The following is a 24,513-nucleotide window of genomic DNA, read 5'->3' on the forward strand; positions in this document are numbered from 1 at the left end:
GAGGCAAAATTAAAACCATAAATTATCTAATAAGCGAACCCCTTCAATTCGCACTACAACGAGAATCAAGGTAGAATTTTTTTGAATTTGCTCTATATTTTGTAATTCGTGATTGACAATGACAAGATATTCTACCTCTAATCCCTCTAGCACCTCTAAAGCAATTCTTTTTAACTCATAAGAATCTTTAATGCCGCGCATAATTGCTTTAGTTACGGCATTTAAAGAAGCTGAAATTCGTAAAGCCTGTGTGATTCCGCTTGGACTTAAATACGCATTGCGTGAGCTTAATGCTAGCCCTTCTTCGTTACGGACAATAGGACAAGGCACAATCTCTAAAGGTAAAAATAAATCCTGCACCATTTTTTGAATAATGAGTAATTGTTGCGCGTCCTTACGCCCAAAAAATGCCTTGTCCGGACGCACAAGATTGAAAAGCTTTAAAACAACTTGAAGCACGCCATTAAAGTGTCCTTGTCGCGTTTTGCCCTCTAGCACATTTGCCATTGCTGCAGGAGCGTTGAAAGTTGTTTGCAAGGTGGAATCTAACGGATACATTTGGGAAACTTCGGGCATAAAGACAATCTCTACACCCGCTTTAGCACAAATGTGCAAATCAGCTTCTTTTTTGCGAGGATATTGATTAAAATCCTCGTTTTCTCCAAATTGTGTTGGATTGACAAAAATAGAAACAATAGTGCAATCACAGACTGTAAGACTTGCTTCTATCAGGGATAAATGCCCTTTATGTAAAGCTCCCATTGTCGGAACTAAGCCGATTGTTTTTTGAGGATTTTGAGATTTAAATTGACAGATAAAGGTGCGCAAATCTTGCGTAGTGGTGAATATTTGCATACGATTCCTTTAAATTCTTAGGAAATGAAGCGCGAATTATGCGATGAGAGAGTTAAAAAATAAATAAAAAAACATAGAAATATGCTAAAATCTTAATAAAAATTTATTCTTAAGAAGGTTTTGATGTGCCATCACAAAAACTAAAAGAATTGGTCAAGATTTCTGATTGGGATTTTTTAGGTTTAAGCGAAAAAATCATTTCAACTTATACCAAGCCCGGAGACAAAGTGATTCTGCCTTATATGAGTGCGGATAACTTTGTATTTGAACTAGCAATTAATGAGCGTCAATGTTTAATCTATGATAACAACCCGTTAGTAAGAATTAATTTTGAAGCTGACTTTTTTTATCCAAGTTTAGCCGGAATCAAAACTCGCTTGAGTGAAATTAAGGTAGTAGGAGATTTTCCAGATTGTGGAGTGAAAAAATTTCTTCACCCTAGAACCTATAATGAAGCAATGGCAATTCGTTTATTTTTAGATAGTGAGCCAAAAGATGCGATTAATCTATGGATTAAATACTTAAGCGCGGAAGCGCTTAGAATGCCAAAAACAAGCAAGGGAGAACTAGAAGAGCTTGAATACATTGACATAAAAGATTTTATTTTAAAAAAATATAAAATTAGTTTTAGTGAAGTGGATCCTATGAGGCTTTTGCTTTTGCACAAATCCGCCCCAGAATTTTTGCACGATGAAAAAGAGCTAGATGAGATTTTAAAAGGAACAAAAGTAAAATTGGCACATTATGCTCCCTATCGCTTCAATGTGCGCGAATATTTCAGTAAAAACCTATTAAAAATGTGGTTTCACAACATCAGCAAAGAACAACTAATGAGCGCTTTTGTAGAAGATGAAACAGCTTGGAATCTCCGCTGTAAAAAAGATTTTTTATCTTTACACAAAAGATTGGGAAGTGGAGGAATGATTCTAGTAGAAAAGGCAAATGAATATGCAATTGAGGAATTTTTTAAGCTCGCATTTTTTTATGGTTATGAAAATGTGCGTGCATTTTGTAGCGCGAAAGGTATGCAAGCCTATTTGATGAAAAAATTAGGATAACTTTATTTGTGATAAATTGTATCAACAGATTTTATGTTGGAGTTAGGATTTAAGTTGTTATTAAAAATTTTAAGATAGAATTACAACTCCGCTTTAAGTGGCTCGATAGCTCAGTCGGTAGAGCAGGAGACTGAAAATCTCCGTGTCGGTGGTTCGATTCCGCCTCGAGCCACCACTTATTACTTTTAGGCTTTCCACATTATATTTTAGTTTTATTTCTTTCCCTAAACTTATCAAACGATAATGAATAAAAATTATTTTATTTTTTATCAAAATTTGCAAAATTTTATTTTAATTTTATAATTTATGAGTAAAATGCCGATTGCACTTTTTGGTGTAATGTTTCTTCATTGCGGATATCCCCCCCGTCCGCGAAGAACATTCAATAAGATAAAATGTTTAAACCCAACTAGCCAATCCTCTTTTGGGTTGGTTTTTATATCTTCTTCCATTTAGATTCCTCATCTTCTCACTTTCTACAATGCAAAATCTGCGCTAGTAAAAGTTTAAAGGGCAAGATTGATATTGTGGATTTTAGGTAGAGGGCATTTCTAATCACAATATATAAGAATTCTTATTTTTCTAAAGACTATAAAACGCCATTTTAAATCAAGGTTTTTCCATTTAAAAACGAAGTGGTTTGATTTAAAATGGAAAAATTAAGCTATTGTTAAAATTTATATTTTATTTATCTATTTGAATCTGGAGTTAAATTTGGATAAAATTTCAAACTAAAAATGAAAAAGAGAAATAATGGATTCTAATGTTTGGACTAGTTTGATTGGTGTTTGTGGAACTTTAGGTGGAGTTTTCTTGGGGGCTTTGTTAAATCCTAAAATGCAAGAATGGCAAGAAACTCGGAGGCTAAAAAGAATGCTCAAAGAAGCAATGCCTTTGGATAAGTTTATTATTTTTAACGCATACAGGAATATGTTTTTACCCCTCAATGGAATGCTTATTATCCAAAATCCGCAACTTGACTTTGAAAGCATACAGATTATTAATCGTTTTGATGATTTGATAATGCAATTAGCATCCAATGTAAAGAGGCTGAATGATGAAAGAATTTTATTTGCCTATGAAGAATATTATGGAGTTAGATATAGATTAGCACTTAGTAGCAGATTCCATTCTTTAATTTGTAAAAATAATAAAATAAAAGAAGAGTTAATAAAGGAAAATAAGCAGTTTATCAAAGATGAAGTTTATCCTCTGTGTAAAAAATAATAGAGTCCGAAACTATCTTCAATTTTTTGCAACAAAGCCAACAATCAAACGCAAGTGCTACACTGCCACTAAGTAGCTTAAGTATTTTTATGCACAATATTGGCATCTTTAATATACCTGTTGATTTAAAACATTTAAATCCTGCTTCGCCAAAAGATTTTTTAAATTTTCCAAAAGGAGAATTTCACCCTGAATATGAGGGGTGATTTACTTCTATATTTTAGCAACCCCCCCTTTCGTTTCAAAATCTATTTCCTCTTTTTCTAATTTTTATGCTAAATTCCTTTTAATATAAAATAATTATTGGGGATTATTATGGAAATGGAAGAGATTATAGAAAAGCTAAAGGATATTTTGGCAAGTGAGGGGCAAACAAGAATTAAATCTATTGATATAGCCAAAGCCTTAAACATACACCCTGATACTTTTAATAGTATGAAGTTTGGAAACTCTATTCCTTATAAACAAATCCTAAACTTCCTAGAGCAAAGAAAGATTAATATCAATTACTTCTTTTTTGGAAGCTCTCCTAAAGAAAGCTTAGGAAGCGAAGAGAAATATAAGATTCTAAAACTCTATAAAACAAATGCTTCTTTAGGAGGTGGAGGGATTAATGAGTTTGTAAGTATAGAGGAGATTCCTTTTCCTATCACATTACTAGAAAAACTCAAGATTAATCCCAAATGGGAAATCATAGAATGCAAGGGAGATTCTATGGAATCTCTCATTAAAGACAATGCACTCTGCTTCATTGATAGACAAGCAACTCTCAAAGACAAAGGAATCTTTGTAATTAATACCAATGAGGGATTGTTTGTCAAACAAGTGATTCTAAAAGATAATGGAGTGATTCTGCACTCTTTAAATCCAACCTATCAAGACTTATTCTTTCAAAATGGGGAATATTTGATTGTGGGGAGAGTGGTAGGGGTATGGCAAGAGATTTAAGGAATATTAAATATGCCTCTTAAATATTTTATTGATATATTGCTATAATTTGTTATATACTTTTTAATAGGGGTATTTATATGGCAAGTATTCTTGGACTAACAAATAGTGAAGTTGCAAGCCTAATGGGTGTTACCATTACAGGCATTGGTGTAGTAGCAACAATAATAACTCTTGTAATTGGTGGATATGCGATTTATTTACAGCGAACTTTATCAAAACAAAACAGTGAAGAGTTTAAGGAAAAATTTAATAAAATACTAGATAATGCGTCAGAAAATCCTTTGGTTTTGGAAAAGTTTATACAATGTATAGTTGAAAGAGAAGAGTTTAAAAATCGTTTTTTAAATTTAATACAAAACGAGATTGAAAATGTTTTAGATTCGAGACAAGTTATAAATACTGATATTTCTCAAAATGACGATATAATAGAGGAGAATAATAATATTAAAAGTCAATTTAAAGAAAAGGAGTAAGCTATGACCATACAAGATTTAAAAAATGTTCTTTTGGGTAAAAATCCTAGAGAAATCTTAGAAACTTTGGAGATTCATAGTGTTCCTGTAGATATAAAGTCTATTTTATGCGATAAACTGCATATAAAAATTGATGAAAAATTGGAATGGGACAGATTAGCTTTTGATGGTTCTGTATATTTAAATAGTAAAGGTTATCCTGAAATTTGGCTAAATAATTCTGTGTCGGAAAATAGACAGAATTTTACATTGGCACACGAATTGGGGCACATTGTTAATGATATACTACCGAATATAGAAAAGTATAAAGATCCCATTAATGATAATTATGAAACGCTCTATCGTAGTAATAAATATAATCCAATAGAGGCAAAGGCAAATGCCTTTGCAGCGCAATTTTTAATGCCTGCAAATTTTATCGCACAAGAGGCAAAAAAGCTAACTCAGGTAGATGATTTTAAGGATTTAAGTTTAAAACAAGTCATACAAAGAATGGCGAATAGATTTAGAGTATCCTTTGAAGCAATGAAATGGAGACTTGTAAATTTGGGTTATATTGATAAGGACAAAATCTAAGAAGTTCTTTTGTGAAAATAGACTTCATTCAAGATATAAATGAAATTGTTGCAAAACAATAGCTTGAGCGAAACGACATGCCTATATTTCTCTTTATGTTTCTAGTTTGAAATTCTATCTAATTTTTTTATGTTTCGTAATGAGCTAGATTGAACGAAATAAAAATATACAAGGCAATCTAGCTCATAAGCTTAAAGATTAAAATCCCCCTATAATTCCTCACTAACAACTCCTTTCTTTTGACATTCTGTGTCTGCATATTGATTCTATAATGTGTTTCTAGGGCTTCTATGGTAAAGTTCTTATAGAGATTCCTAACAAGCTCACAATCATTATAACTTAATAGGAATTTACCTTTGATACTCTTTAGAATCTTGCATAAATCCTTATGGTCTTTCAAATTAAAGGTTTTCTTATTCTTATAATAATTCTCTGTTCCTACATAGGGCGGGTCAAGATAGAAGAATGTAGTATCACTATCGTATTGCTTAATAAAATCTCTAAAGTCAAGATTCTCAATACTTACAGGCTTTAGCCTCTGTGCATAAACTTGAAAGCTCTTATAAATATTCTTTGGGCTTCTTGCCTTTTTGCACATTGCATAATTATCTCTCTTGCCCCCAAAGCTATGCACGATAGAGTAAAAATAGAGTGCAGCTTTTTCTATATTGTTTCTTGGCGTCTTGACTTTAGAATCTAAGAAAAAATCTCTACCACTTAGCATTCTATTTAATTCTATTTGGAGACTCTGCGGTCGTGTTTGAATGATTCTATGTAGATTGATTAAATCTGCATTCCAATCATTTACTACCTCATTATATTTTGCAAAAGGACGTTCTTTAGCATAAAGCACAGAAAGACTACCTGCAAACACTTCACAATAGCAAGAGTGTTCAGGCATTCTCTCTACAATCTCCTTTGCCATTTTTGCGTAAGGGCAGAGTGTGCAAATCTTTGAAATGCAATTTAATGAAATTTGCGACTGAACTAGCCCAATGGATATATTTAAGCCCTGTCGCCACTCTCAAACTTCAACAACCACTCTTTGCGTTTCAAACCTCCCGCATAACCTGTGAGGCTTTTATCACTCCCAATCACTCGGTGGCAAGGGATAAGTAGCGCGATAGGATTTGCTCCTACTGCACCGCCCACAGCTTGAGCGGACATTTTGGCTATGCCTCTTTGGCAAGCGAGAGTTTGTGCAATCTCCTTGTAAGTTATCGTGCGTCCATAGGGGATTGTGCGTAAGATTGTCCATACAGATTCTCTAAAAGGTGTGCTTTGCGTATGAAGTGGAGCTAGAGGCGGAGTGAAATGTGGAATCTCTCCGCTGAAGTAAATCTCTAGCCATTGTTGCGTTTGGGCTAAAATCGGCGTTTGCTCCTGCACACAATCTTTTGGCAATGTAAAATACTTTTGCCCCTCAAACCACAAGCCAAGTAGTGTGCTTTCATCACTTGCAAGTGCGATTGTGCCAAGCGGTGAGTGGAATTGCTGCGTATAAATCATTAAAACTCCACATATAATCAAAGGTAATGATGAAACGATTTTGCTCCTAAGCTCCGTTATCCCCGTCTTCTATAATTTCTACTTTTTGTCCATTTTGTTGATATGTATTCTTAAAATCTGATTCATCAGAGCAGTCATTATACCTTATTTCCAAAGTATTTTGATTTGGACGCTTTATATCCATAAAACAAGTTTGACCATACTTGTTTTTTATTTCTACTCTTTTTGTAGTTTGGATATTTGGTAAATCTTGCAACAAAGCTTTTTGATAAAGTTGTGTTTGTGGTTCATTAGCCCTTTCTCTTCTTTGTGCGCTTTCTATCCAAAACCTTAAATCATTTCTAAACGCAGTGAGAATATCTGTGTTGTTTATCCAACACTTTGAAGCTTCGCAAGAATAATCATCACCACATATTTTCTCTCTATATCCTACTTCACATTGTATATCAAGCCTCTGTGCAGCATCTATAAAGCCGAAGCTAACAAAACATAATATCATTAACCTTTTCATTGCGCCTCTCCTTAAACTTAAGAAAATTTTACCAAAATATATTTAATAGCTTGGAATTTATAGCTTTTTATAAAGATTGCAAGTGCGATTTTGCATTATTTGCCCTAAAAAGATTCTTTAAGTGAGATTAAGATTGCTTTGTTAGAATGGCTCTCTTGAATTTTACATTAGTTATGAAGGTTGAGTTATGCTATTTTTGTCTTTATTTTTTGCATTATTCTTTTCTTTGTATCTTTGTAAATTTTCTTCCTATCTTTTTGCTTCTCAAAGTCCCCATTAGCTTTTTGATTTTTCTTATTTAAATTTTAGAAATCTCAAAAAGGAATCCTATGTCCAATATTTTTACAAAACACCCTTTGTATTTGCTCGTGCGTTGTGCATTGCCTCATTGCATAAGTGGCGTGTTTCTTTCTTTATGTTACATTATTGATGGTATCTTTGTAGGCAAGTTTTTAGGCAGCGAAGATTTAGCAGTTATGGGGCTTATTATGCCCTTTGTCATCATTAGCTTTGCACTTACAGATATGATTGCCATTGGCTCCTCTGTGCTCATTAGCCTTTCTTTGGGCAAAGGGAAGTCAAAAGAGGCTTCCATTCTGTTTAGCACTTCTTTAGTTGTTACCTTTGTTTTCTCTTGTTTTATGGCAATGTGTGCCTTTTTCCTTGCACCTTTTTTAATAGATTTGCTAGATATTAGCAACCTATCAAAAGTAAAGGCAAAAGATTTTGTGAGTATTTTTATCTATTTTACACCGCTTATTGCGTTTCATTTCGCCTTGGATAATTATTTGCGAATTTGCGCCAAAAATATGTATAGTATGTTTATCAACATTCTTATGGCGCTTTGCAATATCTTTTTGGATTATTTGTTTATCGTAGTGCTTGGCTGGGGGTTGTTTTCATCAGCACTTGCTCTTTGTATAAGTTTGGCTTTGACTACAATTTTGGGATTTTTGCCTTTTATTTTTGGTAATGTGGAGCTAAAATTTAGCAGGATTCTTTTTAAGCTAAAAACCTTTTTAAACATTTTTTACAATGGAAGTTCTGTATTTTTGGGCAATATTTCAGGCTCAATCCTAACGATTGTCGCAAATTTTTTATTGCTTAAACTCGCTGGAGAAAGTGGTGTAGCGACATTTTCTATTATACTTTATATTGATACTTTCATTATCGCTTTTATTATGAGCCTATGCGAGGGTATGCAACCCGCACTAAGCTACAATTACGCTAAAAAGGACAAAGCAAGATTAAAATCTCTTATCCTCTCTATCCTTAGCACCGCTTTTTTGCTTTGTTTTGGTGTTTTTATAGCTATTATGCTATGGAGTGAAAGCCTCATTGAGCTTTTCACAGAAAAAACCAATCAAGATTTTATCATCTTTAGTGCTTTTGCGTTGAACCTATATGCGCTCAATTATTGTATCACTTGGTTTAATGTATGCGTAAGCTCTTTTCTCACCGCTTTTAACAAAGCCTCTTATTCTCTCTTAATTACTTTGGTGCAAGGTTGTTTTGCACCACTTTGTAGCCTTTTTGTCTTAACTTACTTTTTTGGGCTTAATGGCATTTGGTGCGCTGCATTTGTAGGCGATTTGCTTTGTATTGTCTTAAGCTTTGTGCTACTCAAAAGAATTTTAAAATTTTGATTCTACTTGCCTATTAAGGAATCCACTCTACAATAGCGTTTTGCGGGTGAGATTTGTGCCATTGCATAAACTCTGTAAAGTCCGTAATGCCTTCTTGTAGCACGGCTTGATAGTATTCTATCCCTGCAATTTTAAGGTTATCTGGCGTTTCAAACTTAAGCTTTAGAATCTGCTCTTTTTGTGCTTCGCTCATTATTTGTAAAATACGCTCCGCCACTCTCTCAAAATATCCCGCATACTTGCTGCCTTGCACAATGTGAATCATATCTATTTGCCAAAGTTGCTCGTCTTGATAGAATGCGTGCCATTCCAAACACTTATCCTCTTGCTCCAAAAGATTGCGATACTCTATGTGGATAATTTTAGGATTGTTTGCGAGTTTTGCCATTGCGTCAAAGCTTCGGGTAACTTCAAGTGTGGGCGTGTAGATATGGAAATCAATATCAAGATGTTTGCAAAGTAAGCCCATTTTGAGTGAGCCAATGCAGTTAATCTCCGCACCTATGCTTTGCCAACACTCCAAAACTTTGGTTTGCTCTATCACTTCAAAGGCTTTTTGTTGGTTTTCTTTGGCAAGTTCTAAAAAATCCAAATCTCACTCCTATTATGCAATGAAATCACGCAAGATTCTATAATGCTTTTTTACACATTTTAGCAGATAGGTAAATCACATTATAACATATTTTGCAATTTCCCCTTGACAACACTAAGTGTGAGGCTTTATAATCTCAAAGTTGGTTTTATTTTACCTCTAAGGAGAAGCTACGGATTTGTATAGGGAGGGAGCAATGTATTATGGCGATACCCCACGCACACCCAAAATTTATTTTACCTACACGACAAGCTCACTGCTTGATTTAATGCGCTTTGATGTGATTGACAAAATAGAGCTTATAAATCAGCCTTTATTAATGCTTGTGGGTGATAAGGCGGATACTGCGTATATGAGTGAGGCAGCGTATAAAGAGGCGGCGAGCAAGGATAAAAGACTTCATAAGCTTAAACACAACACATATCCAAACTTACTACAAAAAAGAAGCGGTGGAAGAGGCACTAGGAGAGCTTAAGAGGTTTTATGGGGAGAGGTTGTAGGGCTTAAAATGAGAGAATATTAAGTGCATTCTTTATTGAAAAATGCAAGGGTAAGGGGACTAAGCACTTTTTAGAGAGGTGAATTTAAAATAAAATGTCTAAGCTTAAGTTAAGCTAGGTTATAATCCACAGATAAATCTAGGGCAAGGAGCAGGATTGAATCTGTGGATATTGACAGAGGAGCGACCAAAGTTAAAAGTTTTGGAGGTTATTGTTCAACAATTTTTAGCAGATTCTAAGTGGTGTGCTTTTGTGGATAATTTAAGAATCTTGCCTGTAGTAGAGGATTCTAAATTTACCTTTACCTATGAAATCATAGGGGTAAAATGCAATCAAATACAAAAAATATTTTTAGAAATTGTAAGTGGCACAAGTAGTTTTGTGGATTACTTGGTCTTTTTTCAAGAGCATAAACCTACACAGAATGATACACCTCTTTATCTCATAGAAGAAACAAAAACTGATGATAGTGAAAGCCGAAATACAGGAGTTTATCAGAGGATAACAAAGTTTGTGTATGCTAACTTTTTCTATCCTAACTCTCAAAAAATTATGCTTTATAACTTAAGAGTCAAACAAAAAGAAAAACCTACGCAAACTTCTATTTTTGGCACGAGGATTTTAAAGACTTTAGGAGTTGAAATACTTGGAAAAAGTTTTAAAGATGATGAGATCTTAAAACCTTTTGTAAGTATTAAAGAATTGATTGATTTTAAATCAAAAATGCAAAAAGCACCTAAAGGAAATGTGCCGATTACCATAAAAATTTGTGATAGCAAATTAAGCGATATTTTGCTTCCAAGTGATGATATATCCATTTATACGCCTCCAAGTAAAATACAAATTTCAGCAAGGCTTGTAAAAAATGGCAGACTTGCACACGACCCAAATATTGGAGCAATTAGTGGGATTGCTGGGGCATTAAGGGAACTTGGGTTTAAGGGGGGAATAGAAATTATTTCGCACGGATTAAATCAAGCACAAGTAGGGACAAAAAATAAATTTATACAAATTGCTAATTTATTAAATCTTTCTTTGACTGGACTCACAATTCCTAAAATAGAAATACAAAATATTAGTTTCTGTAAAAAAGCATATTGGCATTATGAACGAGAGGGTGAAAAGCTTGCAACTATTTTTATTCATTTGCTTGTAGAAAATTTTTCAAGTGGTAAGGCAATTTTTGAAAACCACGCAGGTTGTGAAAAAGGTTATTTTATTACAAGCGACAATGAATATATTGCTTTGCAAAAATATGAAAATCGACAACTTTATAAAGCTGGAGATAAAAATGCCATAGTTTTTATCCCTGATTTAATTTTGCTTGACCCAAAGAATTTAGAAATTATTAATATTGAGGGCAAGACTTATGAAAATAGACATAAAGGTATAGAGGAGTTAAAAAACTATGATTTTATAGAAAATGAATATATAAAAAAATATTATCCAACTTATAAGATTGTTCGCTCTGTTGTTTTATATGGGGGTTATGAGCATAAAATCCTAGAAATTGAAATCGGCTTTTTACTTAATAGTGAGGGCAAAATGGTTTTAGGAATAAAAGCTCCCAAAATTTTTATTTTTTCGCTTAAAAACTTACTTGATTTTTGGAAAAAGCAATGACTAAAGCACTTGATTCTTATACATCACAACCTATTAAATCCCCGCTCAACTACATCGGAGGAAAATATAGAATCCTCTCTCAAATCTTGCCACTTTTTCCAAGAAAAATTGATACTTTTGTAGATTTATTTTGCGGGGGTTGCAGTGTGGGGATTAACATCAATCAAGCACAAAAAATCATTTGCAATGACAATCTTAAGTTTTTGATTGATTTCTATCAATTTTTACAAGAAAATGATGCAGAATTGATTTTGCAAGAAATTCATAATGTCATTGCAAAATATCATTTAACCTTGCAAAATGTGCAAGGCTACAACGCTTTAAGAAAAGATTATAATGCAAACAAATCCCCGCTTTTACTCTTTGTGTTGATTGCTTTTTCATTCAATCATCAAATCCGCTTTAATAATGCACATGAGTTTAATAATCCCTTTGGTAAAAATCGCTCCCATTTTAATCCTGCAATGCAGGAAAACCTCTTGTATTTTATTCGCACTTTACAACACAAGCCGATTGAGTTTTTAAGCCTTGATTTTAAAGAGACTTTAGATTCTCTTGCTTTAACACAACAAGGTTTTGTGTATGCTGACCCACCTTATCTCATTACACAAGGCACTTATAACGATGGTAAAAGAGGCTTTAGCGGTTGGAATGAAAACTTAGAGCAGAGCCTTTTAGAATCTTTGCAAAAACTAGATTCCAAAGGCGTTAAATTTGCTCTTTCTAATGTGCTTATTCACAAGGGCAAAGAAAATCACATTTTAAAGCAATGGCTAGATAAGCATTGTTTTAAAGTTCATTTTATTTGCACGCATTATACCAATGCAAACTATCAAACAAAACATAAAGACAAAACGCAAACGCAAGAGGTTTTAATCACGAATTACAATCCTTTGAGAGAAAGCAAGAATTAATGCGTTTTATCGGTAACAAAGAATCTTTAAGCGCAAAAATTTATGCCCTTTTGTTGAAGCACCATAGTATAGAATCTCACCCCAAATTCCCGCAAAGCTTTTTTGATATGTTTGCGGGAAGTGCGAGTATGGGGAAGTTTTTTAAGGCAAAGGGATTTCAAGTTTATAGCTGCGATTTGCTTTATTTTTCATTTTGTCTGCAAAAGGCTTATATACAAAACAATCAAATCCCTACATTTCAGGGTTTGCAAAGCATTATTCAATCTAGCCAAAATTTAGCAGATTCTCTTTTTGCAAACGATATTTCACCTTACCAAAAGGTGCTTAGCTTTTTAGATTCTATTCCAGCGCAAAAAGGCTTTATTTATCATCATTACGCACCAAGTGGAAGTAAGCATTTAGCACAGCCTAGAATGTATTTTAGCGATGAAAATGCGGCAAAAATTGACACTATAAGAATGCAAATTGAAACTTGGAAGCAAAAACAATCCATCAATGAAAATGAATATTTTATCCTTTTAACCACGCTTATAGAATCTCTATCGTTTTATGCCAATGTAGCGGGTGTGTATGCGGCATTTTGTAAAAAATGGGACAAAAGAGCCTTGAAGCCCCTTACACTCAAAGAAATTGAGATTTTTCCAAGTGATATAAAGCATTTTTGCGCTTGTGGGGATAGTATAGAGGTTTTGCAAAAGATAGAATCTAAGCAAGTTTTGGACATACTCTATCTTGACCCGCCTTATAATCATCGCCAATATGCGCCCAATTATCACTTAATAGAGACTATTGCTAAGTATGACAATCCTAAAATCAAAGGTGTAGCAGGATTGCGAGATTGGCAACATCAAAAAAGTGCATTTTGCAACGCTAAAACTGCACTGATAGAACTTGAAAAAATCACAAAATTAAACAATTACAAGCATTTGGTGTTAAGCTATAATAGTGAGGGGATAATGCAAAAAGCCCAAATTGATGAGCTTTTAAATCCTTTAGGCAAAGTCATATTTGAGAGCTTCGCTTATCCTCGCTTTAAAAGCAATGCAAAGGATGGCGACAAATACATAAAAGAATATGTATGGATTGTGCAAAAGGCTTAAGAGCCTTACAAATATAAGATTCCAAAAACGTATTCAAAATTCACTTTTTCCCCTTGACAAACACCAAGTGTCAGGCTTTATAATGTCAATTTTATTATTTCAAACAAAGGAATCTAAATGATAAAAACAAATCCTCTTTTGCTTCCTACGCTAATGCTTGGTGTATTTGCGCTTTTGAGTATGGAGCTTGGAATGATGGGTGTGCTGCCTATCGTGGCGGAAGTCTATAATGTGAGTGTCGCAGACGCGGGGTGGGTTGTGAGTATTTTTGCACTCATTGTTGCGCTTGTCGCGCCGATTTTACCCCCGCTTTTGACGAAGTATGACGCAAAGCAAGTCCTTCTTACTTGTCTACTTGTCTTTAGCGTTAGCTCGTTTTTGGCAGCCTTTTGCACAAATTTTATTGTGTTGCTTATCTTGCGTGCAATTCCAGCGTTTTTTCACCCTATCTTTTGCGCCTTTGCCTTTAGTATGGCAGCGGATTCTGTCCCACACAACGAGTCCCCAAAGGCAATCGCAAAGATTTTTATCGCTGTCTCTGCGGGTATGACGCTTGGGGTGCCGCTTACTAGCTTTATCGCAAGCAATACAAGCCTTGAAGTGTCTTTTATCTTTTTTGGTGCGCTTAATGCCCTAAGTCTCCTTGCCACACTTGCATTTATTCCAAGTCAAAAGCAAGAGCAAAAAGCCGCGCAAAAAGAGCAATTTAAGGTATTAGCAAAGCCCATAGTGTGGGTTTCTGTCATTGTTGTAATGCTCCTAAATGGAGCAATGTTTGGCTTTTATAGCTATATGAGTGAGTTTTTGCTCAATTTCACACAGGTTTCTTTTAACCTCATCAGCGCACTTTTGCTTATCTATGGGCTAAGCAATGTCATCGGCAATTTCATCGCGGGCAAAAGCCTTGTGAGTGCGCCCAATGCGACTTTAAGAATCGTGCCTTTAAGCCTCATTGCATTATATGTCGCGCTCTTTTTTGGCGGGGGCAATGCTTGGGGCGCGAGTGTGATTCTCATCATTCTTGGAATCTTTGCGGGAGTTGGCAACAATATGGCGCAATTTGTTGTAACCTCACCTATCCCAGAGGCAAAGGAACTCGCAAATGGACTTTTCATCAGTGCTGCAAATATCGGAATCACACTTGGCACTTCGCTGTGCGGGTTGTTTATCTCGCTTAATGGCTCACGTTTTGTAGTTTTAGCGGCAGTGTGCTTGGTGGTTTTAAGTATTATATTTTTAATGCTTAGAGGGCAGATTCTAAAGGACAAATAGAAGCAAAATGCGATTAAGAAAAATTTAAATAATAAATTCTAACAATCCCTCTTGACAAATACTAGGTGTCAGGCTTTATAATTTCAAATGTATTTTAAAATCACAAGGAGAAACAATGACACACACAACATTCACACAAACTTTCACACGCATTTTTATAATGCTAATATTTTTTATAGGAGGTGGAGCAATGGCTCAAGAGAAATGGGACAAGGTGTTTGCAAAAAGCAATGAAGTCAAAGTCCAAAAGGTAAAATTCACCAATCGTTATGGAATCACACTCGCGGGGGATTTGTATCTACCTAAGAATCTAGGCAAGGCACAAAAGCTCCCAGCAATCGCAATCAGTGGTCCTTTTGGCGCAGTCAAAGAGCAAGTGAGTGGATTCTATGCGCAAACTTTAGCGCAAAAGGGCTTTATCACTCTTGCCTTTGACCCTTCCTATACAGGAGAGAGCGGAGGCAAACCTAGAAATGTCGCCTCACCCGATATTAATACAGAGGATTTTAGTGCAGCGGTAGATTTTCTAAGCAATTATGCAAATGTGGATTCTAATAAAATCGGCATTTTGGGCATTTGCGGATTTGGCGGATTTGCACTCAATGCTGCCGCAATGGATACGCGCATTAAGGCAGTCGTGGCTTCTACAATGTATGATATGAGTCGCGTCAATGCCAATGGCTATAATGATTCAATGGACGCAAAGGCACGCTATAAGCTTAAAGAAAGTCTCAATGCACAGCGCACAAAGGATTTCAAAAGTGGCACTTACGCCAAAGCCGATGGGTTGCCTCAAAAGCTTAGAGGCGATGAGCCACAATTTATCAAAGATTATTTTGATTATTACAAAACGCCAAGAGGACACCACGCGCGTTCTCTTAACTCCAATGGGCATTGGAATCTCACTTCATCTTTAGGCTTTATCAATGCACCTATTTTGGCATATAGCAATGAGATACAAAGTGCGGTTTTAATCATTCACGGGGATAAGGCACATAGCAAATATTTTAGCACTGACGCGTATAAAAAGCTTAAGGGCAAAAATAAAGAATTATTGCTTATCAAAGATGCCAATCACACGGATTTGTATGACAATGAGCAAAAGATTCCCTTTGATAAAATTGCTACATTTTTTAGTGCGAATTTGAAGTAGGACGCAAAGGAACAATATGCGCAAATATACATTTCTTTGTTTGTTGTTTGCGCTGCTAACGCAATGCGCTTTAGGCAAAGACTTAAGGGGGGAATTGGAGGAGCAAATGCAAATACAAATGCAATTTCAAGGGAAAAGCTTTGTTTTGACTTTAGAAAATAATGCGGCTGCAAGGGATTTCTACGCACTCTTGCCTTTACGCCTAAGCTTTAGTGATTATGTAGGCAAGGAAAAGATTGCTAAGCTTGATAAAAGCCTAAGCCCACAAGAGCGCGGAGAATATGACCCACAAAGCGGCGATTTTTTCTATTTCGCCCCTTGGGGTAATGTCGGAATCTTTTATGCCAAGCAGCCCCCATACAAGGGCTTGGTTAAGCTAGGCGTAGTAAAGGCAGAAAAAGAATCTTTTATCGCGCACCTCAAAGCCCAAAAGCAAGATTTTATCCTCACGATAGAAAAATATCCTAGCAGGGAGTAAAGATAGCTTAGTGGCTTTTTTAGGCTTAAGAATAGAATTTTGTGAGAGCTAAAATTACAAAAGGGAAAAAATGAAAAAGAATATCGTTGTTGTAGGCGCAGGGAAAGGCTTAGGCAATGCTGTTGCAAAACGTTTTGGCAAGAGTGGTTTTAGGGTCATTCTCATTGCAAGGAATGTTGGGAATCTAAACGCATATAAAGAAGAGTTTGAAAAAGAGGGCATTGAGACTTTTATCTATTCTGCAGATTGTGAAAAACCGCAAACTTTGGAATCCGCTTTTAAAGAGATTCAAGATGCCTTTGGTGTTGTAGATGTCCTTGTGTATAATGCGAGAGTGCGTAAGGACGGGTTTGCAACGGCATTTAGCAATGATGACTTCATCAAGCATTATCAAACCGATGTCGCAAGTGCCTTATGTTGTGTTAAGCTTGTAATACAAAAACAAGCACAGCAAAGAAGCGGCGCGATTTTATTATCCGGCGGTATTTTTGGGGATAATCCTAGCAAAGAGCACGCGGGAATCTCAATAGGTAAAGCCGCACTCAAGGCACTTGGCAAGACATTGCACGATGAATTAAAGGAAAAAGGCATTTTTGTGGGGCTTATCACCATAGCGGGACACATTCAGCCAAACACACAACACGCCCCTGAATTGATTGCAGAGAAATATTGGGAAGCTTACCAAAAGCAAGATAAATACGAAGTCGTGTATTAAACTGCAAATTTTAAGGGGGGATAATACAGGAAATAAACAGCAGAAAAATATCCTAGCAAGGAGTAAAGATAACTTGCGTGGGTTTAAAGCCGTGCAAGTGGCACGAAAATCAAAATATATAGCCCAAATATTGTATAATGCATTAAAATTTAGTTCAAGGTTTTTTTATGTTCTCTCTTGCAAACCGCAGAAGCACAAGATTAAGAGTTTGTAAGGGCTGGAATGGTAGAATCTAGCATTATCAAAAAATGAGGCACGATGACAATACAAATAAATCTTTCAAAGTTTCAAAATACAGAATCTAAGCCTTTTATCAAATGGGCTGGAGGTAAAAGAGCATTAGTAGATTCTATCATTGCTTCTATGCCAAGAAATTTTAATGCGTATTTTGAGCCTTTTGTAGGTGGTGGTGCATTATTTTTTGCTCTTAAAATCAAGGGTTTTTAGAATCTAAAGCAATTTATTTAAGCGATAAAAATACTGAGTTAATTAACACTTATCAAGTCATTCAAAAGAATCCCAAACCCCTTTTAAAAGAACTAGAATCTTTGCAAAAAAATCACAATAAAGAGCTTTTTTATAGTATTCGTAACCTCGATAGAAATAAGGATTTTATGCATTTAGATTCTATTTTCAAAGCTGCAAGATTTATTTACCTGAATAAAACTTGTTTCAATGGACTATGTCGCTACAATGCAAAGGGCGAATTTAACACTCCAATGGGAAGCTACAAGAATCCCAAAATTTATGATAAAAATTTGATTTTCAATGCTTCAAATGCTTTGCAAGGAGCGCAGATTCTATGCTTGGATTTTGTAGATATGATAAAACTAGCAAAAAGCGGAGATTTTGTTTATTTTGACCCACCCTATTATCCGCTTAGTAAAACTTCAAGCTTTGTGAGCTATACAGATGTATTTTTAGAAAAAGAACAAGAGCGTTTGAGAGAGATTTTTAAGGAACTAGATTCTAAAAATGTAAAAGTTTTACAAAGCAATTCAAACACTACCTTTATTAAAGAGCAATACAAGGGCTTTAAAATACTAGAGATTCAAGCAAAACGAGCAATAAATTGTAAGGGCAAGAAAAGAGGCGAGATTACAGAATTACTAATTAGGGGAAAGTATGAGTAAAAATAGTGCAAGTTGGGAAAAGATTTTTGCGGATTTAGATATTTTAAAGCACGATTTTAACAATGCTCCTTTTGTTATTAGTGCCGAGCAGATTAAACAATGTATAAAGGATTTCAGCAAGAAGTTCGCATTCTATGCAAACAAGATTCTAAGGAAGAGAGACCACAGATTTTTATTGATAATGAGCTTTTTATTTTACCTATAAAAAATGGTGGATATATCCTTTGTAAGGGCGATGGATACATTGACATTCCAAACATAAATACAGAATCCATTATCTATAAAAGTAAGCTTAATTTTGAATTAAAGAGTGCTAATGTGGGAGATTCTGAAATGCAACATTTGGATTTTGCTTATGCCTCGTCCCTTATGCGCACATTTTTAAATGATGAAAGCCTTGTTTTAAGCATACGAGGTAGAAAATACACGCTAGAGTTTTGCTTTGATACCAATCTTTATAAAAAGATCGCACAAAAGGAAGTTATCGCGCTCGTTTTTGAAATAGGATTTTAGAATCCTAGAAAAACTCCCTAATAAGTAATTGAGTGGAGAGGGCAAAGCATACGCATATTACAATCGGGCGGATAATCCTTGCTCCGTGCTTTATTGCAAGGCGTGCCCCAAAGCTTGCACCGATGATTTGTCCCACACACATAATAATGCCTAGAATCCAAAGCACATTGCCTCCGAGTATGAAAAACAAAGTAGAGGCGATGTTGATACTAAAAACAATCCAACGCGAATGTGCTAAGGCTTTGCTAAGTCCATAACCACCAATACTTACAAGCAAAGCTAAGATAAAAGAGCCAATCCCAATGCCTAAGAATCCTCCATATAATCCTGCTATTGCGATGCTTATAAACAAAAAGATTTTATGAGGATTTTTGGCTCTGTCCTCCTCGCTAATGTTTGGAGAGAGTAAGAAATATGCGCCCACTGCTATCATCACAAAAGGCAAGATTTTTGAGAGCAAAGCAATCTCTATAAACTGCACTAAAATCGCACCCGCTGCTCCAAAGAGCAGTGCAATTATCATTGCCGCAAGACTTTCTTTCATATCCACCAAACCTTGATGATAATAATGTGCTGCGCTGACGAATGAGCCTACACAGGCTTGAAGCTTATTTGTCGCTAAGGCTTGGAGAGGATTTAGTCCGCTTACAAGCAATAAAGGCATAGTTATCATTCCTGCTCCGCCAGAGAGTGAGCCTACAACCCCGCCTACAATAGAAGCAATAAAGAAGAGAGGATAAAAATACAGAGCTATGCCTTCAAATGTAGGGGTTGTAAATGTAGCCATTGTGAATAAATCCAAGCTCATATTTCTCCTTATTAAAGTATCGCTTTCTTATGTTGGCAAAAATCAAAATCTTTGCATTATATACTAAATTTTATTTGAAAAAAGGCATTTGCAAATCTCGTATTATTTTCTTTCACCCCTTGACAAATACTTAGTATCAGGCTGTATAATTACACAATCTATTTTACAAACAAGGAGGATTCTATGAAATCGTATAACGCAAATCGTAGAGACTTTTTAAAGAATCTAGTACAATTCGCAGGAGTAGCGACACTCGGGGCTTATATGCCTTATCCACTTTTCGCACAAGATTTGAAGCAAATTTCCAAAAAAGGAGCAAAAATGCAAACTCTCACCCTCAATAATGGCGTTAAAATGCCCATTCTTGGGCTTGGCACTTATTCGCTTACGGGTAAAGCAGGGCAAAAGGCGATGAGCGAAGCCATAGAGGTAGGTTATCGGCTCTTTGATAGCGCACAGATGTATAATAATGAAGCCGAGCTTGGAGCAGCTATAAATGCGGCAGTAAAAGGCGGAATCAAACGTGAGGAGTTTTTTATCCAAACTAAGCTTTTAGAATCAAGTAGCGAGGATTTAGCAAAAAAATCCATTGAAAAATCCTTAAAAACTTTAGGGCTTGATTATATTGATTCTTTGCTTATCCATATGCCATACTCGCAATCTAAGGCGATGTATAGAGCAATGGAGAGCTTTTATAAGCAAGGTATTTTAAAGAGCATTGGCATTTCAAACTTTGGTGCGAAGGCGTATAGCGAGTTTGTGAAATCTTGTGAGGTGATTCCTGCGATTAATCAGTGCGAGACACATTTACTCCTCCAACAAAAGCCCTTAAGAGAGGCGATGAAGAGCAAAAAAACTTTGTTGCAAAGCTGGAGTCCTTTTATCGCGGGGAAAGGCTCAATTTTAGAAAATCCCACACTTAAAAGCATTGCACAAAAATACAACAAAACACCCGCACAAGTGGTTTTGCGATTTTTGATTGAACAAGGAATCTCTGTCATACCAAAAACTTCTAAAAGAGCAAGAATGCAAGAAAATCTTAATGTCTTTGATTTTTCTTTAAGTGCGCAGGATATGCAGATTCTTAAAGGGTTTGATACAAATAAAAGTGCATTTTCTTGGACGAATTATTAGGGGAAGTTTGGTATAATCTTGCGTTTTAGTTTGCTTTATCCACCTAACCCCACCACCTTTGTGTCTCTAAGATTTTAAAAGAGACAATCCAAAGCAGCAATCCCGCAAAGGCAACACAAGAGAGGGCGATATACGCATAAAAATATCCATAATATTGCGCTATAAATCCTCCCAAACTCCCGCTTAGTGCTGCGCCTATGCTGCCAAGAGTCATCACACAGGCAAGGGCAGCATTGATATGTCCGCTTCCGCGCAACATTATCGCTACTAAAACAGGTAAAATCACGCCTGTAATCCCGGCTCCAATGCCATCAAGAATCTGTGTGGCGACCATTCCGATAAGATTTTCAAAATGCGCTGCTATGCCCCCGCGCACAATAAGAGCGACAAAGCAAAGAGCCATTAGAATAAAATAAACTTGAGAAAAGCAAGGAGCAACTGCAAGAGAATGAGGACGCGTGAGAATCTTCATACACACGAGTGAAATCACAATCATTGTGCTTTGAGCGATAAGGATTGTCGCAGCTGCATATGCCCCGCTAGAATCAATGCCAAGCGGGTGTGCCCTTTGGCTAAGCAAGGGGAGCATATACGCATTACTCAAATGAAAGCAAAACATCGCCGCGCCCAAGATAAGCACGGATTTATCGCTTAAGGCTTCCCATAGAGATATACTCGTGTCGCCCTCTTGCCCCCTTGCGACTTTATGATTAATGCTACTACTACGTATAAGGCTAAGAAACAAAAGTGAGAATACACCCATAAGCGCGGTAATCACAAAAATCGCACCGATTCCATAATAAAATGCGAATCCAAGACTAAGCAATGCGCTAAAGGCTGTTCCTGCGTGTTTATAGGCTTCATTGAGGCTCACTTGTCTGCTATAATCAGATAGTCCCACGATTCCAAGTGTGAGGGCTGCAAATGCGGGGGCAAGGCACACTCCGCACAGAGCTACACTCATTTGGGCTAAAAGCGTAAAGCCAAAATGTGGGTAGAAGTAATTTGCCAAAGTCGCAAAGACTATGGCGAGGATACAAAAGGCTATCAGGGCTTTTTTGTGCGATGTCTTGTCTATGAAAATCCCTAAGGGGATTGCAAAAAGTAATGCACAAAGGGAGGTAATTGTGGAGATAAGCCCGATTTGGGATTCCATAAAGTCGTGTTGTTTCAAAAACACACCCAAATAGGGACCTAAACCATCTCGCACATCGGCGATAAAGAAATTCAGCCAAGCAAGTGCATTGTGCGGATTGATAGAATCTCCTTAATATCCTAAAATCTTGTTAATCTTACTAATTGCGCTTTGTTCCATTTCGGCGATAATTTGCTTTTCTTTAGCCTTTTCTTGTGAAATCTTTGCTTCTTGTTGCACGATTTGAGCTAAAGTCGCGTTAATTTTAGTATCATCTCTTGTTGCCTTTGCCTCTTGCAAGTTGATTTCTAGGATTTTTTTCTCTAGCTCTAGTGCTTTGATTTTGCCTCTTAATTCCTCTCTTTTCTTATCAATGGCTTCCCTTTCCTTGAAATCTGCTTTTAAAGCCTCTCTTTTTTTATCAAAACTCGCATTGTTAAAAACCTCTGGTAAAACGCCCTTGATGTGTGGCCGTGGCTTTGTAGGGACCGGCGGTGTAGCAAAGAGCGTGCTAGATAAGGCTAACATCAGTGCTAAACTCATAACTTTTGCTTTCATTGCTCCTCCTTTATTTCATCTTTATACAAGCTAAAGATTCTAACAAAAATTGTTTTAAAATCGCTGAATGCAAGAGGAGCTATCCACGAAATTTGCAATGTCTTACGCAATCCCGAGCCTCCTTATGGGAGAGGTGAAGTTTAAGAGTGCGGAGAATAAAATCGCGTGGGTAAGCGAAGATATTAAGGCCTCACAAGACTATGCAGGAGCTGCTGCTGACTTTAGCGATTCTATGTAAAGTGCGCTTGATAAGAGACAAGCAAATTTTTCCCAATATCAATCGTCTAGACCCTTTTTGAGATTCAGAATCTTTGAAGCTCAAAAAGGGTAAAATAGACTGCAAAAAGCACAAGATAAAGATAAAGGAAAGTTTATGTTTTTTGACCAAGGTTTTTGGAGCATTTTTCTTCTTGTTTATCATCATTCATTTTCTACTCACTAGCCCTCCTCATTCTTTTATCAATATTTTTTTATCTTTTAATTTTTAAGGGTTTTTATGAAAAAAAAATTATATGTAGGCGCCAATATGGCTTGGTTTTTGGTGATTATAGCGGGAATTATTGAGTGTTTTTGGGCAAGTGGGCTAAAATATGCACAAAGTATGTGGGCGTATAACATAGTTGCACTAGGAATCATTCTTTCGTTTGTGTTAAATCTTGTTGCCTGTCGCGTGCTTGAAGCAAGCACAGTCTATGCAGTATTTGTCGGTATTGGCACAGCAGGAATTGTATCAAGTGAAATCCTCATCTTTGACGAACCATTTTCATTTACCAAAGTCATTTTAATTTTTTTATTGCTTTGTGCAGTCATTGGGTTAAAATTAAGCTCTAAAAGCATCAGAGCGCAGGATTCACGTATCTCCCAATCATTAGGCAGTGAAATTGGCTTGGACGATGTGGTGAAAGAGAAATAGAATGAGTCTAAAAACCGCTTATATTCTGCTTGTGTTTGCAATTCTTACTGAAGTGCTTGCAGTCAATCTTATGAAAGCTAGCGAGGGAGAGATATTTGGCTATGTATGTATGTTTGCATTGCTTGTAGTCTCTTACTACTTTATGGCACTTTCGCTCAAGAGACTTTCTATTAGCGTGGCTTATGCAATTTGGGAAGTTCTTGGAGCGGTTTGTGTAGTGGCAATTAGTATTTTTTATTTCGGTGAAGAGTTGCTATGGACACAAAAGGCAGGCATTGTCTTAAGCTTTTGCGGAATCGCACTGATTAACTATGCCGAGTTAAAGGCACAAAAACGAGGCAAACCTCTAGTGCAATTACCCAACAATGTGGATTCTAAGCTATAAAAGAGTATATAATGGGTTTTGCTCTAGTTATTCTTGCCGCAATTTTAGATATTGTGGCAAATTTATTTCTCAAAAAATCTAATGCTTTTAGGCACAAAGGCTATGCGATTGGTTGCATTTTAATGGTGTGGGCAGCTTTCACGGCACTTTCGTTTGCATTACGGGATTTACCGCTTAGCGTTGCTTATTCTACTTGGGGCGCAGTGGGAATTATTGGCACAGTAGCGGGCGGCTATGTGTTTTTCAAGGAGAGAATCGGGATAATAGGCTATATAGGCATTGCAATCGTCTTATGCGCGGTTATTTTGCTGCATATGGAACCCTGATTTATAAGTTGTTAAAAGGGAAATAATGTATTGGATAATTTTAATTTTGGCAGGTTGTATGGAAATAGGAGGCGTTGCGATGATGAAAAGTTTTACTACAACCAACAAAAAAATCTTTTTGTTGGGACTTTTGTTTTTTATGTCCATTAGCTTTGGTTTATTATCGCTTGCAATGCAAGAAATTTCAATGGGCACAGCTTATGCGATTTGGACAGGAATCGGTGCAGGCGGGGGCGTGCTTATCGGAATCCTTTTTCTGGGAGAGAGTAAAAGTCTCGCAAAACTCACTTGTGTTAGTATGATTATTGTATGTAGCATAGGATTGAAACTTGTATCCCATTGATTTTTGACTTTCCATAATCTAAAACCTCTGCCCTCAATTTTACGATTCTATCTTGTAGGTTTGCTCTGAAGTGGGTGAGTTGCTCGCAATGCTTGAGGGATTAATTGCTACG

At 36.2% G+C, this 24,513-nt stretch carries 31 protein-coding genes, 1 tRNA gene and 1 pseudogene; 25 read left to right on the plus strand and 8 right to left on the minus strand.

Translation table 11 applies throughout. The annotated features are described in order from the left end of the window. Positions 1-9 precede the first annotated feature (9 nt). Positions 10-855 carry a pantoate--beta-alanine ligase gene (gene panC, locus CQA43_RS06605; protein ID WP_115551829.1) on the minus strand — a complete coding sequence of 282 codons (846 nt, stop codon included), beginning with the start codon at positions 853-855 and terminating at the stop codon, positions 10-12. Positions 856-980: 125 nt separating this feature from the next. On the opposite strand from panC, the gene CQA43_RS06610 reads away from it, so the two are divergent. The 6 genes from CQA43_RS06610 to CQA43_RS06640 all read left to right on the plus strand — a co-directional run bounded on the left by CQA43_RS06610 (position 981) and on the right by CQA43_RS06640 (position 5,140). Next, positions 981-1,913 carry a hypothetical protein gene (locus CQA43_RS06610; protein WP_115551830.1) on the plus strand — a complete coding sequence of 311 codons (933 nt, stop codon included), beginning with the start codon at positions 981-983 and terminating at the stop codon, positions 1,911-1,913. Between the two features lie 99 nt (positions 1,914-2,012). Beyond that, positions 2,013-2,088: transfer RNA gene (locus CQA43_RS06615), tRNA-Phe, on the plus strand. Between the two features lie 578 nt (positions 2,089-2,666). Further along, the gene (locus tag CQA43_RS06620; RefSeq protein ID WP_115551831.1) at positions 2,667-3,140 is read left to right on the plus strand and encodes a hypothetical protein; all 474 of its coding nucleotides are present in this window, start codon (positions 2,667-2,669) and stop codon (positions 3,138-3,140) included. Between the two features lie 315 nt (positions 3,141-3,455). Then, positions 3,456-4,088: a S24 family peptidase gene (locus CQA43_RS06630; protein ID WP_115551833.1), complete on the plus strand. Its 633-nt coding sequence runs from the start codon at positions 3,456-3,458 to the stop codon at positions 4,086-4,088. 80 nt (positions 4,089-4,168) lie between these two features. Then, positions 4,169-4,564 (plus strand): hypothetical protein, encoded by a 396-nt coding sequence (locus CQA43_RS06635; RefSeq protein ID WP_115551834.1) that lies wholly within the window; start codon positions 4,169-4,171, stop codon positions 4,562-4,564. A gap of 3 nt (positions 4,565-4,567) precedes the next feature. Continuing rightward, complete coding sequence (locus CQA43_RS06640; RefSeq protein ID WP_115551835.1) at positions 4,568-5,140, plus strand: ImmA/IrrE family metallo-endopeptidase; 573 nt, start codon at positions 4,568-4,570, stop codon at positions 5,138-5,140. A gap of 178 nt (positions 5,141-5,318) precedes the next feature. On the opposite strand, the gene CQA43_RS06645 is transcribed toward CQA43_RS06640, so the two are convergent. The 3 genes from CQA43_RS06645 to CQA43_RS06655 all read right to left on the minus strand — a co-directional run bounded on the left by CQA43_RS06645 (position 5,319) and on the right by CQA43_RS06655 (position 7,160). Beyond that, the gene (locus CQA43_RS06645; protein WP_115551836.1) at positions 5,319-6,065 is read right to left on the minus strand and encodes a DNA adenine methylase; all 747 of its coding nucleotides are present in this window, start codon (positions 6,063-6,065) and stop codon (positions 5,319-5,321) included. Positions 6,066-6,145: 80 nt separating this feature from the next. Beyond that, positions 6,146-6,649, minus strand: coding sequence for a methylated-DNA--[protein]-cysteine S-methyltransferase (locus CQA43_RS06650; protein WP_115551837.1), 504 nt, complete (start codon positions 6,647-6,649; stop codon positions 6,146-6,148). 46 nt (positions 6,650-6,695) lie between these two features. Beyond that, positions 6,696-7,160, minus strand: coding sequence for a hypothetical protein (locus CQA43_RS06655; protein WP_115551838.1), 465 nt, complete (start codon positions 7,158-7,160; stop codon positions 6,696-6,698). A 329-nt stretch (positions 7,161-7,489) separates the two neighbouring features. Between CQA43_RS06655 and CQA43_RS06660 the strand changes: the two genes are divergently transcribed. After that, entirely contained in the window at positions 7,490-8,806 is a 1,317-nt protein-coding gene (locus CQA43_RS06660) for an MATE family efflux transporter (RefSeq protein ID WP_115551839.1), read from the plus strand. A 13-nt stretch (positions 8,807-8,819) separates the two neighbouring features. On the opposite strand, the gene CQA43_RS06665 is transcribed toward CQA43_RS06660, so the two are convergent. Further along, the gene (locus CQA43_RS06665) at positions 8,820-9,398 is read right to left on the minus strand and encodes a phosphoglycerate mutase family protein (protein WP_115551840.1); all 579 of its coding nucleotides are present in this window, start codon (positions 9,396-9,398) and stop codon (positions 8,820-8,822) included. Between the two features lie 196 nt (positions 9,399-9,594). Between CQA43_RS06665 and CQA43_RS06670 the strand changes: the two genes are divergently transcribed. The 12 genes and pseudogenes from CQA43_RS06670 to CQA43_RS06715 all read left to right on the plus strand — a co-directional run bounded on the left by CQA43_RS06670 (position 9,595) and on the right by CQA43_RS06715 (position 18,799). Next, a complete protein-coding gene (locus tag CQA43_RS06670; protein WP_115551841.1) occupies positions 9,595-9,873 on the plus strand; it encodes an alpha/beta hydrolase family protein in 279 nt (92 codons plus the stop codon). 181 nt (positions 9,874-10,054) lie between these two features. After that, the gene (locus tag CQA43_RS06675) at positions 10,055-11,521 is read left to right on the plus strand and encodes a hypothetical protein (protein WP_115551842.1); all 1,467 of its coding nucleotides are present in this window, start codon (positions 10,055-10,057) and stop codon (positions 11,519-11,521) included. Then, positions 11,518-12,435 carry a DNA adenine methylase gene (locus tag CQA43_RS06680; protein WP_115551843.1) on the plus strand — a complete coding sequence of 306 codons (918 nt, stop codon included), beginning with the start codon at positions 11,518-11,520 and terminating at the stop codon, positions 12,433-12,435. Before CQA43_RS06675 ends, CQA43_RS06680 begins: the two co-directional genes overlap by 4 nt. Next, complete coding sequence (locus CQA43_RS06685) at positions 12,435-13,535, plus strand: DNA adenine methylase (protein ID WP_115551844.1); 1,101 nt, start codon at positions 12,435-12,437, stop codon at positions 13,533-13,535. Before CQA43_RS06680 ends, CQA43_RS06685 begins: the two co-directional genes overlap by 1 nt. 117 nt (positions 13,536-13,652) lie before the next feature. Beyond that, positions 13,653-14,807 (plus strand): MFS transporter, encoded by a 1,155-nt coding sequence (locus tag CQA43_RS06690; protein WP_115551845.1) that lies wholly within the window; start codon positions 13,653-13,655, stop codon positions 14,805-14,807. Between the two features lie 160 nt (positions 14,808-14,967). Continuing rightward, positions 14,968-15,960 (plus strand): alpha/beta hydrolase, encoded by a 993-nt coding sequence (locus CQA43_RS06695; protein WP_245944257.1) that lies wholly within the window; start codon positions 14,968-14,970, stop codon positions 15,958-15,960. A gap of 16 nt (positions 15,961-15,976) precedes the next feature. Continuing rightward, complete coding sequence (locus CQA43_RS06700) at positions 15,977-16,438, plus strand: cyclophilin-like fold protein (RefSeq protein WP_161594510.1); 462 nt, start codon at positions 15,977-15,979, stop codon at positions 16,436-16,438. A gap of 70 nt (positions 16,439-16,508) precedes the next feature. Then, positions 16,509-17,153 carry an SDR family NAD(P)-dependent oxidoreductase gene (locus CQA43_RS06705; protein WP_115551847.1) on the plus strand — a complete coding sequence of 215 codons (645 nt, stop codon included), beginning with the start codon at positions 16,509-16,511 and terminating at the stop codon, positions 17,151-17,153. 258 nt (positions 17,154-17,411) lie between these two features. Continuing rightward, a complete protein-coding gene (locus CQA43_RS09905) occupies positions 17,412-17,600 on the plus strand; it encodes a DNA adenine methylase (protein WP_281270111.1) in 189 nt (62 codons plus the stop codon). A gap of 59 nt (positions 17,601-17,659) precedes the next feature. After that, complete coding sequence (locus CQA43_RS06710) at positions 17,660-18,286, plus strand: DNA adenine methylase (protein ID WP_281270112.1); 627 nt, start codon at positions 17,660-17,662, stop codon at positions 18,284-18,286. Beyond that, positions 18,279-18,344, plus strand: a pseudogene (locus CQA43_RS10030) (hypothetical protein); the annotation flags it as partial. The gene CQA43_RS06710 and the pseudogene CQA43_RS10030, both read left to right, overlap by 8 nt. Positions 18,345-18,385: 41 nt before the next feature. Then, the gene (locus tag CQA43_RS06715) at positions 18,386-18,799 is read left to right on the plus strand and encodes a type II restriction enzyme (RefSeq protein WP_115551848.1); all 414 of its coding nucleotides are present in this window, start codon (positions 18,386-18,388) and stop codon (positions 18,797-18,799) included. Positions 18,800-18,803: 4 nt separating this feature from the next. On the opposite strand, the gene CQA43_RS06720 is transcribed toward CQA43_RS06715, so the two are convergent. Further along, positions 18,804-19,607 (minus strand): TSUP family transporter, encoded by an 804-nt coding sequence (locus tag CQA43_RS06720; protein ID WP_245944254.1) that lies wholly within the window; start codon positions 19,605-19,607, stop codon positions 18,804-18,806. A gap of 183 nt (positions 19,608-19,790) precedes the next feature. Here CQA43_RS06720 and CQA43_RS06725 point away from each other — a divergent pair, with 183 nt between their 5' ends. Continuing rightward, a complete protein-coding gene (locus CQA43_RS06725) occupies positions 19,791-20,741 on the plus strand; it encodes an aldo/keto reductase (protein ID WP_245944255.1) in 951 nt (316 codons plus the stop codon). A 43-nt stretch (positions 20,742-20,784) separates the two neighbouring features. Here CQA43_RS06725 and CQA43_RS06730 read toward each other — a convergent pair whose 3' ends face one another. Together CQA43_RS06730 and CQA43_RS06735 are read right to left on the minus strand one after the other, a co-directional pair. After that, positions 20,785-21,999 (minus strand): MFS transporter, encoded by a 1,215-nt coding sequence (locus tag CQA43_RS06730; protein ID WP_115551849.1) that lies wholly within the window; start codon positions 21,997-21,999, stop codon positions 20,785-20,787. 9 nt (positions 22,000-22,008) lie between these two features. Next, positions 22,009-22,434 carry a hypothetical protein gene (locus CQA43_RS06735; protein ID WP_115551850.1) on the minus strand — a complete coding sequence of 142 codons (426 nt, stop codon included), beginning with the start codon at positions 22,432-22,434 and terminating at the stop codon, positions 22,009-22,011. A 97-nt stretch (positions 22,435-22,531) separates the two neighbouring features. On the opposite strand from CQA43_RS06735, the gene CQA43_RS09520 reads away from it, so the two are divergent. The 5 genes from CQA43_RS09520 (at position 22,532) to CQA43_RS06755 (ending at position 24,401) form a co-directional block, all read left to right on the plus strand. Continuing rightward, positions 22,532-22,672: a hypothetical protein gene (locus CQA43_RS09520; RefSeq protein WP_181881653.1), complete on the plus strand. Its 141-nt coding sequence runs from the start codon at positions 22,532-22,534 to the stop codon at positions 22,670-22,672. A 258-nt stretch (positions 22,673-22,930) separates the two neighbouring features. Further along, complete coding sequence (locus tag CQA43_RS06740) at positions 22,931-23,347, plus strand: DMT family transporter (protein WP_115551851.1); 417 nt, start codon at positions 22,931-22,933, stop codon at positions 23,345-23,347. A gap of 1 nt (position 23,348) precedes the next feature. Next, a complete protein-coding gene (locus tag CQA43_RS06745) occupies positions 23,349-23,732 on the plus strand; it encodes a DMT family transporter (RefSeq protein ID WP_115551852.1) in 384 nt (127 codons plus the stop codon). Positions 23,733-23,743: 11 nt separating this feature from the next. Next, positions 23,744-24,058 (plus strand): SMR family transporter, encoded by a 315-nt coding sequence (locus tag CQA43_RS06750; protein ID WP_115551853.1) that lies wholly within the window; start codon positions 23,744-23,746, stop codon positions 24,056-24,058. Between the two features lie 25 nt (positions 24,059-24,083). Further along, complete coding sequence (locus CQA43_RS06755) at positions 24,084-24,401, plus strand: DMT family transporter (RefSeq protein ID WP_115551854.1); 318 nt, start codon at positions 24,084-24,086, stop codon at positions 24,399-24,401. Positions 24,402-24,513: the final 112 nt, after the last annotated feature.

This window comes from Helicobacter ganmani (assembly GCF_003364315.1).
Classification (GTDB): domain Bacteria; phylum Campylobacterota; class Campylobacteria; order Campylobacterales; family Helicobacteraceae; genus Helicobacter_D; species Helicobacter_D ganmani.